This window comes from Hwanghaeella grinnelliae, assembly GCF_004005845.1.
In the GTDB taxonomy this organism is placed as follows: Bacteria; Pseudomonadota; Alphaproteobacteria; order UBA8366; family Aestuariispiraceae; genus Hwanghaeella; species Hwanghaeella grinnelliae.
Map to the genome: position 1 here is coordinate 697,279 of NZ_SADE01000003.1, position 16,743 is coordinate 714,021.

15 protein-coding genes are annotated in these 16,743 nt (G+C 58.1%); 4 read left to right on the forward strand and 11 right to left on the reverse strand.

Features of this window, described 5'->3' with window-relative positions; all coding sequences use genetic code 11:
• Window positions 1-96: 96 nt before the first annotated feature.
• Entirely contained in the window at window positions 97-1,038 is a 942-nt protein-coding gene (locus EOI86_RS20175; protein WP_127767463.1) for an ABC transporter substrate-binding protein, read from the reverse strand.
• Between the two features lie 253 nt (window positions 1,039-1,291).
• On the opposite strand from EOI86_RS20175, the gene EOI86_RS20180 reads away from it, so the two are divergent.
• Together EOI86_RS20180 and EOI86_RS20185 are read left to right on the forward strand one after the other, a co-directional pair.
• Entirely contained in the window at window positions 1,292-2,071 is a 780-nt protein-coding gene (locus EOI86_RS20180) for a DeoR/GlpR family DNA-binding transcription regulator (protein ID WP_127767464.1), read from the forward strand.
• On the forward strand, window positions 2,071-2,847 hold the full coding sequence (locus EOI86_RS20185) for an inositol monophosphatase family protein (protein WP_127767465.1): 777 nt from the start codon (window positions 2,071-2,073) through the stop codon (window positions 2,845-2,847). Before EOI86_RS20180 ends, EOI86_RS20185 begins: the two co-directional genes overlap by 1 nt.
• 6 nt (window positions 2,848-2,853) lie before the next feature.
• Here the strand turns inward: EOI86_RS20185 and EOI86_RS20190 are convergent, their stop codons facing one another.
• The 3 genes from EOI86_RS20190 to EOI86_RS20200 form a co-directional block, all read right to left on the reverse strand.
• Complete coding sequence (locus tag EOI86_RS20190; protein WP_127767466.1) at window positions 2,854-3,783, reverse strand: choline kinase family protein; 930 nt, start codon at window positions 3,781-3,783, stop codon at window positions 2,854-2,856.
• An 18-nt stretch (window positions 3,784-3,801) separates the two neighbouring features.
• Window positions 3,802-6,225: a GcvT family protein gene (locus EOI86_RS20195; RefSeq protein WP_127767467.1), complete on the reverse strand. Its 2,424-nt coding sequence runs from the start codon at window positions 6,223-6,225 to the stop codon at window positions 3,802-3,804.
• A 196-nt stretch (window positions 6,226-6,421) separates the two neighbouring features.
• Complete coding sequence (locus EOI86_RS20200; protein WP_205032270.1) at window positions 6,422-6,925, reverse strand: hypothetical protein; 504 nt, start codon at window positions 6,923-6,925, stop codon at window positions 6,422-6,424.
• 286 nt (window positions 6,926-7,211) lie between these two features.
• Here EOI86_RS20200 and EOI86_RS20205 point away from each other — a divergent pair, with 286 nt between their 5' ends.
• A complete protein-coding gene (locus EOI86_RS20205) occupies window positions 7,212-8,810 on the forward strand; it encodes an MBL fold metallo-hydrolase RNA specificity domain-containing protein (RefSeq protein ID WP_127767468.1) in 1,599 nt (532 codons plus the stop codon).
• A gap of 3 nt (window positions 8,811-8,813) precedes the next feature.
• Here EOI86_RS20205 and EOI86_RS20210 read toward each other — a convergent pair whose 3' ends face one another.
• Window positions 8,814-9,584, reverse strand: a complete 771-nt coding sequence (locus EOI86_RS20210; RefSeq protein WP_127767469.1) for an LOG family protein — start codon at window positions 9,582-9,584, stop codon at window positions 8,814-8,816.
• Between the two features lie 182 nt (window positions 9,585-9,766).
• Here EOI86_RS20210 and ftsH point away from each other — a divergent pair, with 182 nt between their 5' ends.
• Window positions 9,767-11,617 carry an ATP-dependent zinc metalloprotease FtsH gene (gene ftsH, locus EOI86_RS20215; protein ID WP_127767470.1) on the forward strand — a complete coding sequence of 617 codons (1,851 nt, stop codon included), beginning with the start codon at window positions 9,767-9,769 and terminating at the stop codon, window positions 11,615-11,617.
• Between the two features lie 25 nt (window positions 11,618-11,642).
• On the opposite strand, the gene EOI86_RS20220 is transcribed toward ftsH, so the two are convergent.
• From EOI86_RS20220 to phnF, 6 genes are all read right to left on the reverse strand, one after another.
• Complete coding sequence (locus tag EOI86_RS20220) at window positions 11,643-12,812, reverse strand: pyridoxal phosphate-dependent aminotransferase (RefSeq protein WP_127767471.1); 1,170 nt, start codon at window positions 12,810-12,812, stop codon at window positions 11,643-11,645.
• Between the two features lie 146 nt (window positions 12,813-12,958).
• Window positions 12,959-13,972: a nickel/cobalt transporter gene (locus EOI86_RS20225; protein ID WP_161973923.1), complete on the reverse strand. Its 1,014-nt coding sequence runs from the start codon at window positions 13,970-13,972 to the stop codon at window positions 12,959-12,961.
• Entirely contained in the window at window positions 13,965-14,621 is a 657-nt protein-coding gene (locus tag EOI86_RS24825) for a DUF1007 family protein (protein ID WP_240035766.1), read from the reverse strand. Before EOI86_RS24825 ends, EOI86_RS20225 begins: the two co-directional genes overlap by 8 nt.
• 3 nt (window positions 14,622-14,624) lie before the next feature.
• Window positions 14,625-15,020 (reverse strand): cupin domain-containing protein, encoded by a 396-nt coding sequence (locus EOI86_RS20235; protein ID WP_127767474.1) that lies wholly within the window; start codon window positions 15,018-15,020, stop codon window positions 14,625-14,627.
• Between the two features lie 30 nt (window positions 15,021-15,050).
• Window positions 15,051-15,857 carry a sulfite exporter TauE/SafE family protein gene (locus tag EOI86_RS20240; protein ID WP_127767619.1) on the reverse strand — a complete coding sequence of 269 codons (807 nt, stop codon included), beginning with the start codon at window positions 15,855-15,857 and terminating at the stop codon, window positions 15,051-15,053.
• A gap of 134 nt (window positions 15,858-15,991) precedes the next feature.
• Window positions 15,992-16,708, reverse strand: coding sequence for a phosphonate metabolism transcriptional regulator PhnF (gene phnF / locus EOI86_RS20245; protein ID WP_127767475.1), 717 nt, complete (start codon window positions 16,706-16,708; stop codon window positions 15,992-15,994).
• Window positions 16,709-16,743 lie beyond the last annotated feature (35 nt).

Genomic DNA, 16,743 nt, shown 5'->3' on the forward strand with positions numbered 1-16,743 from the left:
ATATAACCGCCCGAGGCATGCGGAGGCGCCTGAAACGGCGCCTCCGTGGGGTCCCGCAGGGGTCAAAATACCCCTAAGCGAAGAATGCCGGCCGCCTTATTTAGTCCAGGTGGACCATTCGGCTTCGTTGGCCTTCAGCCATTCAGCAACGACATCTTCGATTTTTGCACCGTCAAGATCGACCTTACCAACCATGTCACCCATGTCGGCATTGCTGACCGTGAAGGCCTTGATGGCTTTGGCAGCGCCAGGCCATTTCTTCTCGACACCTTCCCAGGAAACCTTCCAGATCGGGCCGGTTGGCTTTCCGCAGTCATAAGCAGCGTCCGGATTGCTGCCCCAAGCGGGGTCGTTGTAGCATTCGGGCGTATAAGCCGGGAACTTGACGAAACTACCCTTGTACTTAGCTGGCGCCCAATGCGGCGAATAAAGCCACAGCACGATCGGCGCTTTCCGCTGATAGGCGGATTCAAGTTCGGCGAAGAGCGCGGCGTCGGTACCTGCATGGACGACTTCAAAATCCATGCCCAGCGCTTCAACACGCTCGTCGTCATAGCCGCCCCAAGTCACGGGACCGCCAAGGTAGCGACCGAGCGGTTCGGTTTCCGGCGTGGAGAATTCCTGCGCGCAATCGTTTAGCGCCTTCCAGTCCGGAAGGCCCGGGCAGACTTCTTCCATATAGGCCGGGTACCACCACTCCTCGATGGCTTCCATGCCGGTCTCACCCATGTTGACGACCTTGCCGGTGGCAAAGGCTTCGTCCATGGCGTCACGGCCGGTCGTTTCCCAGATTTCCATGGCGACGTGCAGGTCACCGGTCTTCAAACCGGCAAATTGCGCGATATAGTCGGCTTGAACGTATTCGACGTTGTATCCGGCCTTCTTCAAGACTTCGCCCATGATGGTGGTCGTGATGATTTGACCGGTCCAATCGTGGGTGGTGAGTTTGATCGGATCCTGCGATTCAACGCCGGCAAACGCGCCGGTCGAGACAAAGGCAGTCAGTACCCCTGCAAGAACAGTCTTCATTGGTTTCATATTCAGCCTCCGAGCTGCTGCGGTTTCACGCGTCTATCTCAAGCCGCGGCGACCTGACCTGCGCGCTACCCTCAAATGTCTTGGAAAAACCCACAAAACGCAACGCCAAAATTGGTATTTTCGCAGTTTTATGTGGCTTTTTGCTGCATTTGATGCACTATTACCGATGCTGGTATGAACACAAGAAACAGCTCCTCCGGTCAGCACATCCCGCAATACAAAATGGGATGAAAAAGGGGGACGGAGAAGAAAAATGGAGCCGCGTTCCAACCATCGCCAAAACGAAATTCTGGATCAGCTGCGCCGATCCGGTGGGTCCATGCGCGTCCACGCCATCGCGCAAGCCTTGCAGGTAACCGAAGAAACCGTGCGCCGAAACGTTAAGGCGCTGGTCAACGACGGCTTGGCGGAAAAGACCCATGGCGGCGTTCGTTTGATCAGCCTGGAAGAAGAAGTCGACTTCCACCAACGCTACCGGGAGAATCCTGAAGCCAAACGGCGGATCGCACAGCACGTAGCCGGTCTCATTACGGACGGCACATCCCTATTCCTGGATATTGGCAGCACAACGGCGCATATCGCCGACGCCTTGCGGGACCACAAGCGGCTGCTTGTGGTTACCAATTCCGTCTATGTCGCCTATCGGTTGGCGACACGGAACGAGAACCGGGTTTTCATGGCGGGCGGGGAATTGCGCAGCCATGACGGCGGCGCTTTCGGTGCGGACGCGATGGCATTCGCCGCCAATTTCAGCACCGACTATGCAATCCTTTCCGCCGCCGGGATCACTGCGGCCAACGGCTTCATGCTGTTCGATCTGGAAGAAGCACAATTCTCACGCCTGATCATGGGGCAGGCGACAACCCGTATCGTCGCCGCGGATTCGAGCAAATTCGGACGAGAGGCGCCGATTACGGTGGGCGATCCCTCCCTCGTCGATATACTGGTATGTGACCGGCAGCCGCCAGAGGATATCTCTGCCGCGGCGACGGAATGGAACACTGAAATTCAAGTCGCCACCCAGGAGAGTTGATGTCTACGCCTATCGATCAAATCCGTGATGCGGCCATCCGCATTGCCGAGGAAGCCAGTGCCGTTCCCATGTCCTATTTCCGTGCATCCTTCACGGTCGATTCAAAAGCGGACGAAAGCCCCGTGACGATCGCCGATCGGGAAACGGAAGCCTTTATCCGGAAAGCGCTGGGCGAAAGTTTCCCCGATCATGGCATTCTTGGGGAGGAGTTCGGCATTTCAGGCTCGCTCGACGGCGAAACCTGGATCGTTGATCCCATCGACGGAACGAAGTCCTTCATTACAGGATATCCGTTGTTCGGCATGTTGATGGGGTATCTGGACGGCGGCGAGCCAAGACTGGGGCTGGTGCGCATGCCGGCTTTGAACGAAACTTATGTCGGCATTCCCGGCCAAGGCGCAACGCTGAACGGAAAACCGATCCAGACCGCAAAGACGACCGAGCTTGGCGAGGCATCGGTCTATATCAACGAACCTGATGGCATCCGCAGGAACCATCCCGATCTGTTCGAGCGAATTTGGAGCACCGGCGGCACACGCCGGGCGGCCTATGACTGCTACCCCCATGCGTTGGTCGCAAGCGGGCAGATCGATATCTGCATCGATTTCGGTCTGCAGCCCTATGACTACCTACCTTTGATCGGATTGATCGAAGCGGCGGGCGGCATCATGACGGATTGGGACGGCAACAAGCTGACCATGGAGTCGGAAGGCCATGTCGTCGCCGCGGCAACGCCGGAACTCCATGCCGCTATACTGCCCTCCCTGAAACGGTAGGCCGGATCAGCGCGCTTTAACAGCAGCCACATGCCCTGGGAATGCCGGGTCCTGCATGAGCGCCTTGCAACGCTCGAAGCGCTCGGTGGCATAGGCCCAGAAATCCTCGACTGGGTTGCCGTCGGCGAATTGGATCAATCCCCAAAGCGTCCACAAAAGGTCGCACATCGCCTTATAGATAACGACCCGGCCTCTCTCCTCAGGTGTCGGTTCCCGGCCGAAATAACCGCGCAGCAATTCCGCTTCTTCCACATCGGTCATGCCGGCCTCGACGGAAAGGTCGCCCAGGTCCCATAAGGGATCATTCATGCCGGAATATTCCCAATCGACAATCCACATGACATCCCCGTCATCGAGAAAATTCTCGCATAGCGGATCGCAATGACACGGCGCCAATGGCGCCGGGTTTGCTTGCAGGGCTGTCTTCACAGGATCGGCGGCCTTGACGATGTCATGATATCCATCCGGCAGCGCCACGTCCTTGGTCGACAATACCTTCAGATAATCCTCGATCATGGAAAACAGTTCGAATCGGAAATCGAATTCCTCGCCGGAGTTATGCAGCTTCGCAAGCGCCTTGCCCGCGCGTCCCGGTGACCCCGCCCTTTCGGAGAAAAGCGCCGGCGTCATCGTCACGATGTCGTCAATGGCCCTTGTGATCATAACACCCGTCGCCGGGTCGCCCCACAGAACCTCCGCGGAAACCCCGGCCTTCCAGGCCGCGACGGCATTGGTCAGTTCCACCTTGCGGTCGATATATTCTTCCGTTCCGTCGCCCGGGATACGGACGATCACCCGGTCGGTTCCGGTGTCGACGAGATGGACCAAGTTGGTCAGGCCGCCCAGTCGGGAAACGGAACATTCTTCCGCCGTTACCGCCTCAAACCCCGGTGCGCTCTTCAACGCCGCGATTGCAGCTTCGATATTCTCCTGCATATCGACCCCTTTTGTCTCTTAAGCCTTCAGCCTTTTGTTCTCTGCATCATAAAGCGGTCCGTCCACCTTGGCGATTGGGTGCCTGTCCCCGAAAACCTCGATTTCGAAACCATCTTCGTCCCAAAGGGGTTTGTCGAGATAGCCGAAGACGATGGTTTTGCCGACCGAATGGCCAAAGCCGGCTGCCGACGCCAATGAAACCGTATTCCCCTTGAACAGAATTGTCTCCCCGCCATAGAGGGGAAGCTTGGCATCAGTCGCGAAGGTACACAGCTTTCGGCCCGGCCCTTCCCCCTTCTGCTTTTCCAGGACGCGCCGGCCGATAAAGTCTCCACCCGATTTCAAATGCACACGGAAGCCCAGTCCCGCTTCGATCGGCGTATAGTCCGGCGTGATATCGCCCGACCAATAGAGATAACCTTTCTCCAGACGCAAACTGTCGATGGCCCGATAGCCGACATCCTTGATGCCGTAAGGTTCGCCCGCCGCTGACAGAGCATTATAGACATGCGCGCCGAATTCCGTCGGAACGTGCAATTCCCAGCCCAGTTCCCCAACGAAGCCGATCCGGACCGCGCGAACAGGCGCGGCGCCGATGACAATGTCCCGCGCCGTTCCAAAGGGAAAGGCATCGTTCGACACGTCGTTCTCGCAGACCGATTGCAGAACATCCCGGGCCTTGGGCCCGCAGATATTGATCACCGCGCGCGCGGACGTCATCTCGATCAAATGAACCGACCCGTCTTTCGGCATGTGCCGGCGGATCCAATCCGCGTCATGGGTCCCGAAGCCGGACCCGGTGACGATGTAGAAATGATCCTTGGCCAAGCGGGTGATGGTCAGGTCGGCTTCGATCCCGCCGGTCTCATTACAGAGCTGGGCATAAATGACCGTGCCGTCAGGCTTGTCCATATTGCAGGCAGCCAAGCGCTGCAGCAGGTCCAAGGACCCGGGGCCGACCATTTCAAACTTTGCGAAACTGGATTGGTCGATCAGGGCGACGCCCTCGCGGACCGCTTTGTGCTCCTCCGCGGCAAATTTGTGCCAGCCCGGCTCCAGGAAATCGAGCTGATCGATTGGTTCGACGCCTTCCGGCGCGAACCATAGCGGCCGTTCCCAGCCATTCTTGGACCCGTATACCGCGCCCTTGTCTTTCAGGATTTCGTAAAGCGGCGACAGGCGCAATTGCCGGGCCGTTTCATGTTCCTGCCCGGGATAACGCATCTTGTAGTGATGCGCATAGTGCTCGACGGCGCGGGGATACATGAAAGCCTTCGTACCGTGATGCGGACCGAAACGACGGCAATCGAGCGGCCAGAGATCCAGGCTCGGGCGGCCCTCGGTGATCCATTCCGCGATCATCTCCCCGGCCCCACCGCCGGCGGCAATCCCATAAAGGAAACCCGTCGCCATCATCAGGTTGTCGAATCCCGGCATCCAGCCCATCACGAAATCACCGTCCGCCGAATAAGGAATCGGGCCGTTGATGACCTGGCGAATTCCCACCTCTTCCAGGATGGGCGTGACCTGCGTCGCCAGTTCCGCCAACGGTCCGAACCGATCCAAGTTGTCCGGCAGCAACTGACGCACGAATTCGCCCGGAATGCCCGCGTCCCCGAAAGGCAACGTGTCCTCTTCGTAGCCGCCGATAACCATCCGTCCGCCGGCATCCGGCTTGTAATAGACCAGACGCTCCGGGTCCCGCAGCGTCGGCAGGCCCTTGACCAAATCCACATCCGGCAGCGGTTCGGTCACGATGTATTGGTGTTCGACCGCACAGGCGGGCACCCGAATGCCCAGCTTGGCGCCAAGTTCACGGCTCCACATGCCGGCGGCGAAGACAACGGTTTCGGCTTCGTAATCGCCGTCCGAGGTCAATACCTTGGCGATCCGGCCATCGGTGACTTCGAAATCGTCAACCTTCAACCCTTGGCGAATCTGCACACCATGCTTGCGCGCACCGGCGGCGATCGCCTGACACAGGCTGGCCGGGTCCACATGCCCATCCGAGGGAATGAAGGCCGCACCTTCCAATCCGCTGGCGTCGATATAGGGAAAAAGGTTCTTCGCCTCTTCGGCGGTGATCATCTCCATTTCCAAATCGAAACTGCGGGCCATTGTTGTAAGTCGCTGGGCTTCGAGGAGGCGTTCGCGCGTCGACGCGAGGCGAAGACTGCCGACCTTCTTCCAGTCGAACGCCATGCCTGTTTCCGCTTCCAGGGTGTCATACATAGCAACTGAGCGTTTCAGCATCCGCGTCGTGTTGCGGGAGGACCGCAACTGCCCGACCAGCCCCGCAGCGTGCCACGTGGCGCCTTCTGTCAGGGACGCTTTTTCAAGCAGGACGACGTCCTTTTCCCCATTCTTGGCCAGATGATAGGCAATGGAGCAGCCGATGATTCCGCCGCCGATAATGAGGTGCTTTGCCGAATGGGTCGCCATATCCACATCCTTTTAGAAAATCGGAGGCAGATTGGCACGAATACCACAAAAAACAACAATGAATGTTGGGTTATGCGGTTTTCATGCGATCAATTTGGGCAATTTCTAGCCTTATTCCAACAAAACGCCACAACTCGGGCTAGGAGAATTGTGCCGCACGGGGCGCTCAAAAGCGCCCTGCACCACACAATTTCTATCATTCGTCTCCGCGGCTTTCCCGCCACCGAACCACGGCGGCCGTGACTAAACCGAAAAGCATATGGCCAACCAGCGACGCCCAAGTCAGTTGAATGAACCCCAGGAACGGCGGAAATCCGGCGAAAATATGGGCCATCACATAAAGGGCGAAAACCCATAGGCCGACCCCAAAACCAAGACCGACAACCCACCAGGGAAGGAATGGCGTGACCGTTCTGGCAATGGGGCGCGCGATGAAAAGATATCCCAACGGATAAAACACTACGCCGACGACACCATGGATCACTTCAGCCAAAACGAGGTTCTGGAAACCGAAAACCGACTGCACCAAGCCCGCGGGCTGCAAAGGGCCACCGACCCATAGCGGCGTGATCGCTCTGGCCCAGAACTCCCAAGTGATATCTGCAATCAGACCGGCCAGCAAAGCTGTAACAAGCACACCCACGGAGATTCGCGGGAACAGTGGGCGGTCGGAACTATTCGTGCTTAGCACTCCAATCATGGTTCTTCTCCTTTCCGAAGCCATACGCAACGGTGCGGATGCGCCGTTAAACCAGCGTCCAGAGTGGAGAGAAGCAATCGGACATTCCAATACCCGTTACTCAATGAATCGATAACCCGTCGTTATTGATTGATCACAGCGACACCGAGCACGCTGCGTCAAAAGACACACTGCGCCCCTCTGCCTTGTTGCCGGACCGAACCGGCGATAGCGTGTCAACAAAGACGATCAGGCAGCCTGTGGTACGCCAAACCTGCCTGTCACAAAACAATTTCGCGGGTGCACCATGCGTATAACTTTCTGCGGCGCGGCGGGAACGGTTACCGGTTCCTGCTATTGGATGAAAACCGACCAATGCCAGTTCTTGGTCGATTGCGGGATGTTTCAGGGAACCAAGACCCTGAAAGAATTGAATTATGGGACATTTCCCTTCGACCCCAAGAAAATCGACTTCGTTCTGCTGACGCATGCGCATATCGACCATTCGGGCCTTATTCCCAAACTGGTCAAGCAGGGGTTCAAGGGACCCGTCTTCAGCACGCAGGGAACCTTCGATCTGCTTGGATACATGCTGCCGGACAGCGGTTTCATTCAAGAAATGGAAGTTGAAAGGTTGAACCGGCGTAACGCGCATCGCGGACGTCCGACCGTCGAGCCGATCTATGGACGGGATGACGCCCTTGCCGCCTTAAAGAACTTCTCGACCGTCGATTATGAGAGCTGGCGCGAGGTCGGCCGCGGCGTTCGTGCGCGTTTTTGGAATGCCGGCCACATTCTGGGCGCCGCCTCTATCGAAGTGGAAGTCGCCACGAACCGACGCGACAAACGCGTCGAACGCATTCTCTTTTCCGGCGACATTGGACCGGAGCACAAGCTGTTCCACCCGGACCCGGATGCCCCGGAAAACTGGGACTACATCTGCTGCGAAGCGACCTATGGCGGTCGCGAAAGGCAGGATGTGACGCCGGAACAACGTCGGGCGATTCTGGAGAAGGAAGTGAACAACGCCCTGAAAAAGGGCGGCAACCTCTTGATTCCCTCATTCGCTGTGGAGCGCACGCAGGAACTCTTGCTTGACCTGATCGTACTCTTCAACGAGGGCCGAATACGTGATGTTCCGGTCTTTCTCGATTCTCCGCTGGCCATTCACGCGACCGACGTCTTTACGAAGAACGCCGGAGAACTGGAAGACATCAAGTCGGTGCCTAACCTTTTCAAGCGGGCCAACATCCGGTTCACCGAGTCCGTCGAGGAAAGCAAGATGATTGCCCGTGTGACCGGCGGCGCAATTATCATGGCCGGTAGTGGGATGTGCGAAGCGGGCCGCATTCGTCATCACCTGAAACATAACCTGTGGCGGTCGGAAGCCACCGTCATGCTGGTTGGTTATCAAGCGCGCGGCACGCTGGGCTCTTTGCTGTCACAGGGGGCGGAAACAGTAAAAATAATGGGGGAATCGATCAAAGTCGCCGCGGCAATCCGACAGATCGATGTTTACTCCGGTCATGCGGACGGGTCCGAATTGGTCAAATGGGTGCAGGCAAGGCTGCCGGTCAAATCGGCGATATTCCTCACCCATGGGGAAGAAGCGGGTTTGACAGCGCTGCGGGAAGGCCTTGAAGAAGTAGGCGTGCCAGTGGAACGGATCGTCATTCCCCAACTGGACGATGTCGTCGACCTAACCGATGGGGAGGGCAAGGTCCAGTTCAGGCGCAAGCCACACAGGCTGCCGCGCGAAGTTGTACGGGAACTGGATTGGCACAACGACCTGGCGGATTTCACCTTGCGGCTGCGGGAGCAGTTGGACGCCGCGGCCGACGACAAACGGCGGAAAGCCATTCTTCGCCGCGTCACCCGCGCCTTGGATGCCGGCGACCGGCGCTGAATATCAGACTCCTTTCGCCGCGTAGAATTCGGAAATGACCCGCCATGCTTCCTCCGGCGTCTGCACATAAGTGAAAATGTCGAGATCTTCAGGCGAGATCACCCCTTCTTCCACCATACGCTCGAAATTGATGATGCTCTTCCAGTAGCTTTCCCCGAACAGAAGCACGGGGATGGGCTCAATCTTTTTCGTCTGGATCAGGGTCAACGTTTCGAACAACTCGTCCAAAGTGCCGAACCCGCCCGGGAATATCACCAAGGCCCTCGCCCGCAACAGAAAGTGCATCTTGCGCAGGGCAAAATAGTGAAACTGAAAGCAAAGTTCCGGCGAGATGTAGGGGTTTGGGGTTTGTTCATGCGGCAATGAAATGTTCAACCCGACACTGACCGCGCCCGTATCGAAGGCCCCCCGGTTCGCGGCCTCCATAATGCCCGGGCCGCCACCCGTCATCACCACATAGTGTCGCGCGCTTTCCTTCTGCCCCGCTTCCGAGACGATCTGTGCGAAGCGCCGGGCCTGTTCATAGTAGAGTTCATGCCGCGGACTTGTTGGCTTGTCGGAACGAGCCGATGCCGAGCGGGCCTCGTCGGGCGCACCTGTCCGGGAACTGCCGAACACAACAATGGTTGAATGGACATTATGCTCCTGCAGCCCCAGTTCGGGTTTCATCAGCTCAAGCTCAAGACGAACGGCCCGAAGTTCATCTCGGTTCAGGAAATCCGTGTCTTCATAGGCCAACCTATAACAAGGGTGGCTGGTTTGGTCGTTCGCCATCGTTCCCCAGACCTATAGTCGGTGTTTGTTTCAAGCCGGCCCATCCACTATTGCGAAGCATAGGGAACGAAGCCACTATTTCTTATAGGGTTATTATACTAAGGCGCCGATTGATCGCATCCAAGATTGGGGATCAGTCGGAAAAACATAGTCTCGAATCGCATTTGATTGGACCAGCCTCGATGGACAAGAAAGCGCATATCAACATCTGGTACTTCGTCGGGGCGATGCTATTCGTGCTGGCTTTCCAGTGGTGGATTGGCCAGAAGCAGGTCGAAACTGTTCCCTACAGCGAGTTCCAGAACCTTCTGAAAAGCGGGAAAATCGCGGAAATTGCGATTGCGCAGGACAGTATCCGAGGCGAGCTTCGCCAACCCTTGCCGGACGGGCGAAAGTATATCTACACCGTGAGGGTCGAGCCGGACTTCGCCGACGACCTTGCCAAATACGACGTAGAATTCACCGGCGTCGTCGAAAGCAACTTCATCAGCAATCTGCTGTCTTGGATCCTGCCGGCCGTGATGTTTTTCGGCCTCTGGTATTTTTTGATCCGCAAGGTTGCGGAAAAGCAAGGGTTCGGCGGCGGCTTTATGACGGTCGGCAAAAACAAGGCGAAGATTGCTGTCGAGAAAGATATCCAGGTCACCTTCGACGACGTCGCCGGCGTCGATGAAGCCAAACAGGAATTGCAGGAAGTCGTCACATTTCTGAAAGACCCGGATCAGTACGGCAGACTGGGCGCGCATATCCCGAAAGGGGTGCTGCTGGTGGGGCCGCCAGGAACGGGAAAGACCTTGCTGGCCAGGGCTGTCGCAGGGGAAGCGGGCGTTCCGTTCTTTTCCATCAATGGATCGGAATTCGTCGAGATGTTCGTCGGTGTCGGCGCCGCGCGGGTACGCGACCTGTTCGACCAGGCCCGCAAGAACGCCCCTTGCATCATTTTCGTGGACGAGATGGACGCGCTGGGCCGGGCCCGCGGCATCAACAGTATGGGCGGCGGCGCCGACGAGAAGGAGCAGACGCTGAACCAGTTGCTCGCCGAATTGGACGGTTTCGACCCGTCCACGGGCGTCGTGCTGTTGGCGGCGACAAACCGCCCGGAAGTGCTGGACCCGGCCTTGCTTCGCGCCGGCCGTTTCGATCGGCAGATTTTGGTCGATCGGCCCGACAAGACCGGCCGCGCTAAGATCCTGAAAGTGCATATGCGGAAGATCAAACCGGGCACGGATGTGAGCATCGACGAGATCGCCGCCCTGACCGCAGGGTTCAGCGGCGCTGACCTGGCCAATCTGGTGAACGAGGCGGCGATCATGGCGACGCGCCGGGACGCGGAGTCGGTGTCGATGGACGACTTCACCCGCGCGCTGGAACGAATCATTGCCGGCCTTGAAAAGAGAAGCCGTGTCCTAAGCCCCCAAGAACGAAAGACCGTCGCCTATCACGAAACCGGGCACGCGTTGGTGACCCTCGCCCTGCCCGGTACGGATACGGTCCACAAGATCTCCATTATTCCGCGGGGGATAGGCTCGCTTGGCTACAATATTCAACGCCCGACCGAAGACCGCTATTTGATGACGCGGACTGAACTGGAAAACAAAATGGCCTGTCTTCTCGGCGGACGGGCGGCCGAAGTTCTGGTCTTCGGCAAAATTTCCACCGGCGCGTCCAATGATTTGGACAAGGCGACGGACATCGCCCGCAGCATGGTTATGCGTTACGGCATGGATGACGAACTGGGCTTGGCCACCTATGACGAAGAACGCCCTCTCTTCCTGGGCGGAACCACAATGCAGCCCCCCCAAACCCGCCGCTATAGCGAACAGACCGCAGCGCAAATAGACGATGCTGTCAGACGGCTTCTGAACACGGCGTTCGAGCGGGCCACCGCAATTCTGAAAAAGAATCGGACAATGTTGGACCAGACCGCCGCGACACTAATGGAAAAGGAAACCCTTACGGCAGCGGAATTGCCAACACCGCAAGGGGAGTCTATCGCCGTCCCCGGCGCAACGCAGAGTGACGCCAACGAGTGACGGTTATCGCCCGCTCTCGACTGTGTTACATGCCGCGAACAAAAGCCGCGATTCTTTCCGCCCCTTCGCCCAGGACATCTTCCGGCTGGCAAAATGCGATGCGGACATGATGTTCAAGGCTGGGGTCGAAGGCCCCGCCGTCCAGGACGGAAACCTGCTGAGCCGCTAACAGGTCTTCTGAAAATTTCTTGCCGGTGACGCCAAGCGCGGACAGGTCCATCAGGCAAAAGATCCCCGCATCGGGCCGCAGAATAGAGATGCCCGAGATGCCTGAAAGATGCTGCAGGAATATGTCTCGCCGTCGACGATAGGCTTCCCGCATTTCTGCTTCGGCCGCCCCCTCGTTGTTCAGCGCATGGGCCGCCGCATGCTGGACGAAAGCGGAACCACCGTATTGCATGCTGTTCAGCAGGTTCCGCGCATGAACGCAAAGCTGATCCGGCCCCACGATCCAGCCGACGCGCCATCCGCTCATCGCGTGGGATTTGGACATGCTGCGGATCAATACCGTGCGGTCCGGTCCGCCTTCCATTGTATAGGGTGATGTGTAGGGCTGCTCGTAACAAAGGTCGGCATAGACCTCATCCGAATAGAGCCACAGGTCGTTTTCGCGGCAGATAGTCAGAACCGCTTCGACGCTTTCCGGGCTGGCAACAGCGCCGGTCGGGTTATGGGGAGAATTCAGAAGGACGGCCTTCGTCTGCGGCGTAATCGCTTGCCGCAACCCTTCCAGGTCGACCGCGAAACCATTCGCCGCATCCAGAGGCACCGTCACCGGCACCGCGCCACATGCCCGGATCACACCTTCGAACATGATATAGGGCGGCGCCAGAATGATCACTTCGTCGCCCGCTTCCAGCGTGCAGCGCATAGTGACATAAAGCGCGTTCTGCGCCCCCGCCGTGACAACGATGTTCTTCTGCGGAACCGGAACGCCAAGCCGTTCTTCCTCCCGCATCGAAATTGCCTCAAGCATTACGGGGATGCCGCCCGCACCGGAATATTTCGTGGCGCCAGCCTCCATGGCGCGCGTGCATGCCTCAATCACGCCGGGCGGAGTCGCGAAGTCCGGGTCGCCGACACTCAGCACGATAACCGGTTCGCCTTGCGCTTTCATCTGAAGCGCACGGGTATGAACAGCCCAGGCATCGGTCCCCGATGCGGCAAGACTATCGACGAAACCGGCATATTTCATGGCAAAGTATCCGAAATCATGAGGAAAAATAGGCTTCGGCGGTTCTAGATCGAAAAGCCGGACCGCAGCAAGACGCCGTCAGATGAAATTTTCCGATGCCTCGGATCAGTAAAGTCAGCCCGGAAGGCGGCGCTTGGAACCGACACTCAAAGCAGAGGATGCGAGGCTGCGTTCATCGTCCCATAGAGCAATCCGGCACCGATCGCGGTAACGACGCCACCGCCCAGCAGCGCCGCGCCCGCAGCCAATGGCGCCATTGGAATGCCCCCGCCTTCCGCCAGGCGCATCAAGGGAAACTTCATTCCATGCGCCGCCATCGCCAACCCGGCTACCGTCAATCCCGTGCCGACAGACATGGCGAGGACCGCCGCCACCCCGGCCATCAACATGCCGGTGCTATAGGTCAGGACAAGAACGAGGATCGCGCCTGAACACGGGCGAATTCCAACTGAAAGAGCAACCATTGCCGCCTGGGTCAGCGAATCCGCCTTGGCGACCTGGTCAGGACTCGGCCCATGACTATGGCCACAACAAGCATCGTCGTGATCGTGATGATGGTGGTGGTTTTGGTGGTCGTGGGCCTCGTGAGAATGAGAATGGTGGTCATGCCGATGCTGACGTTGGTGTGACAGACCGCCGACCATACGAAGGAACTGACGCCCGCCTTTCACGATCAGATAAAGCCCAACCATCGTTACAGCGGCATAACTAATCGGTTCCAGGTAATCGTCTGCCGCCAAAGCGGCCCGACGCATACTGCCTTCCACCAGCATGGCGATCCCAACGACCGCGGCAATTGCCGTCATGCCTTGCACCATGGCCGAGGCGAAGGCGATGGCCGCGGTTCGTCGGATATGGGTTTCATGCGTCAGCGCGTAAGTGGATATGATCGCCTTGCCGTGCCCGGGTCCGACAGCGTGAAAAATTCCATAGGCAAAGCCTAGTCCGACAAGGGCCAGAAAAGGCCCGATGTCCCGTGCGTCGGAGAGTTTGGTAACGCTTTCGCCAAAGTCGCGTGTGAAGGCGCGTTGCTTTTCCTGCGCGTAGACCAGAACGGAATCGTACCAGGAACCGGGTTCCATCGCCGTGACGATCAGAAACAGCGCAGCCAGAACAACCAACCCGCTGACAACCAGCAAACCTGTTTTGGGGTTATTCATCGGCGCAGGTAACGGCAACGACTTCAGCGAAAAGCCGGCCGATTCCGGATGGCCCTTGTTCGTTCTTGCCAAGACTGGCGGCAAGACCAGCAGCCTCTGCGTCAGGGGCGGGTGCATTGATCGTCGCAAGGCATTCCCCTGCGCCTGGCCCCGCGACAGTCACCAAATCATTCTCCACATGCAGGATCTCGACATAGTAGGACGGATCGTAAACTGCGTATTCGAATTCATGGGTCTTCGGATCTACCGGTTCCGCCAAGGTCACGACAAAACGCATGACCAACCGCTTGTCCTTTTCCACCATTGTGCCGTCGCGAGCATCACCCAACGCGACGGGCTTGCCGTCATATTGCGCTTCGACGAAGTAGTTATAGTCGCGCAGCGACACCATGTTTTCCTGGACGAGCGTTTCAAGGGCCTCGTCCGTCACTTCACCCGCCCGTGCGATGTCTTCCAGGACGAAGGCGGAGTAGAATTCGTCGAACCGCCATTCCAGGGTCAGGGCCTCGACCTTTCCCTCGGCGTTTAGAATGACGCCGCTGCGCAGGTCTATCCAGGCATGAGGATGAGCGTACACCGTATGCGAAGCCATGACGGCCGCGAACAATCCAAGCAGAATGGACGCAAACGCGTCGCGGGCCCGGGTCATCACTTACTCGTCCTTCGAGGGGAGGTCGGACGTTGAGTGATCGGTCGGCTGCGGCGTCATCGTCATCACGGTGACACCGTTCGGGGCGTTGAACTTGTGCCAGCACCCTTGCGGAACGATCGTTAGCATGCCTGCTGACATTTCAAGTTCCACGCGGCCTTCTTCGGTCAGCACGGATACCGTCGCATGCCCGCCCAAAATCTGAACCAGTTCGTCGCCGTTGCGATGGCGTTCCCAAGCGCTTTCGCCTTCGAAACTGCCCGCGAAAACGCCGGTTTTGCCGGTGTCCGCCAAAGTTGCAAAGACCGGCCCAAATTCATCCGGTGCGGTGAACGGGGTCCGGCCTTTCAGGACTGGGCGTCCTTCCAAGGCCTTCTCGATACTGACAGCTTTCGTCATACCCCCACGCCTTTCGTATCCGTGTCGCAATCACATGATCATCTTGAAGCCTGTGATAGCGAGAAACAATGCGAAGCAGCGCCGCAGGGTCAACTTCGGCATCGCATGGGCGAATTTTGCCCCCATCGGCGCTGCGAAGACGGTGACCGCGGCGATGATCAGTCCGGCCGGCCAATTAACGTATCCGAATGAACCGTCCGGCAATCCTTCTAGGTTCCAGCCGGCCCAGACATAAAAGCCCACCGCTGACGCGGCGATCGCCACACCGAAGGAAGAAGCGGTGCCGACAGCGTTATGGATGGGAAACCCGAACATGGAGAGAACGGGGACCGACAGTGTTCCCCCGCCGATCCCCATCAAGGCGGAGAACCCGCCGACCACATAGGAAATCACCCCGTTGACGGCACGGCTTTTCGGCAAGGAATCGGAAATGACCCACATTTCCTTTCGGACCATCGTGACCGATACGATGAGCGCGATAACCCCGAAAATCAGACGCAGCGCATCACCGTTGAGGAACTTCGCAACCAAGCCGCCACTGGCCGCCCCGATCGCGATACCGGGTAGCCACAGGCGCAAAAGAGCAAGGTCGACCACCCCTTTCCGATAGTGCGCCCGCGCAGAGGATATGGACGTCGCCACGATCGTCGCCAGGGATGTTGCCACCGCAATATGCATGGACAACATCGGGTCGACTTTGAAGAAGGGCGCCAACCAAAACAGCACCGGCACGATGACAATTCCGCCGCCAACGCCCAGCAACCCGGCCAGCACACCGGCCGCGGCGCCCGTGAACAACAACAGCACGACGGTCAGAACAATAAACTGAAGATCCATTTCCACGCGTGGGTACTCCCCTGATTTGGTTCTGAATTACAGGGAAGTTGCCGATTAGTCGACAGAATGTCCGATCAAAAGATCGGTGATCAAATTTAGGCACGGTAGTGCGGGAGTGGTGCGCCGTTGCGATGTCATCCCGCCGGTTCCACAAGAAGCTGGATACGGTCACCGGCGAACTGGCTGACATTGAGTGAGATCGGGTCGCCGTTCGCATCGACATCAACCCCTTCGGTCTGAAGGATAGGCCGCCCATACGGGATCTGCAGATGGCGGCTTAGTTCCGCGGTCGGTGCTATCGCCGAAATTCGGGTCGAGGCCCGCGTATAGTCCGATACGCCGAGCCGTGCCAAAGCCGCAGTGATCGATTTCGTGTCTTTGACGTGCGGGATTAGCGAGGCGAAACGGTCGGCCGGGAATTGACTGATCGCATAGCTGAGTGGCTTGCCGTCCATCACACCGAGTGACTGTATCTCAACGACCTTGCTGCCGAGTGCGATCTTCAAAGCGTCAGCCGTTTCCTGGTCACATCGAACGATTTCCGCGCGAAGGATTTCCCGATTCGGCATGCGATGCGCCGCCGAAACGCTTTGCGTAAAACGGACCCGTCGGCCGACGGGATATTCCACCGTCTGTTCGCGCACGAAAGTGCCTCGACCCTGATCGACCCGCAGTCGCCCCTGATCCACGAGCGATGAAATGGCACGCCGCACCGTGTGTCGGTTGACGCCGAAGCGCGTCGCCAATTGATGCTCCGTCGGCAACTGGTCGCCGGGCTCATACGTTCCAGCCGTAATGTCTTTGAGCAGCGCCTGTTCGATCTGTTTCCAGATCGCAATCCCTTTAACCATATTAGCAGTCCACCGTACCCGTTTGCCCGTTCTCG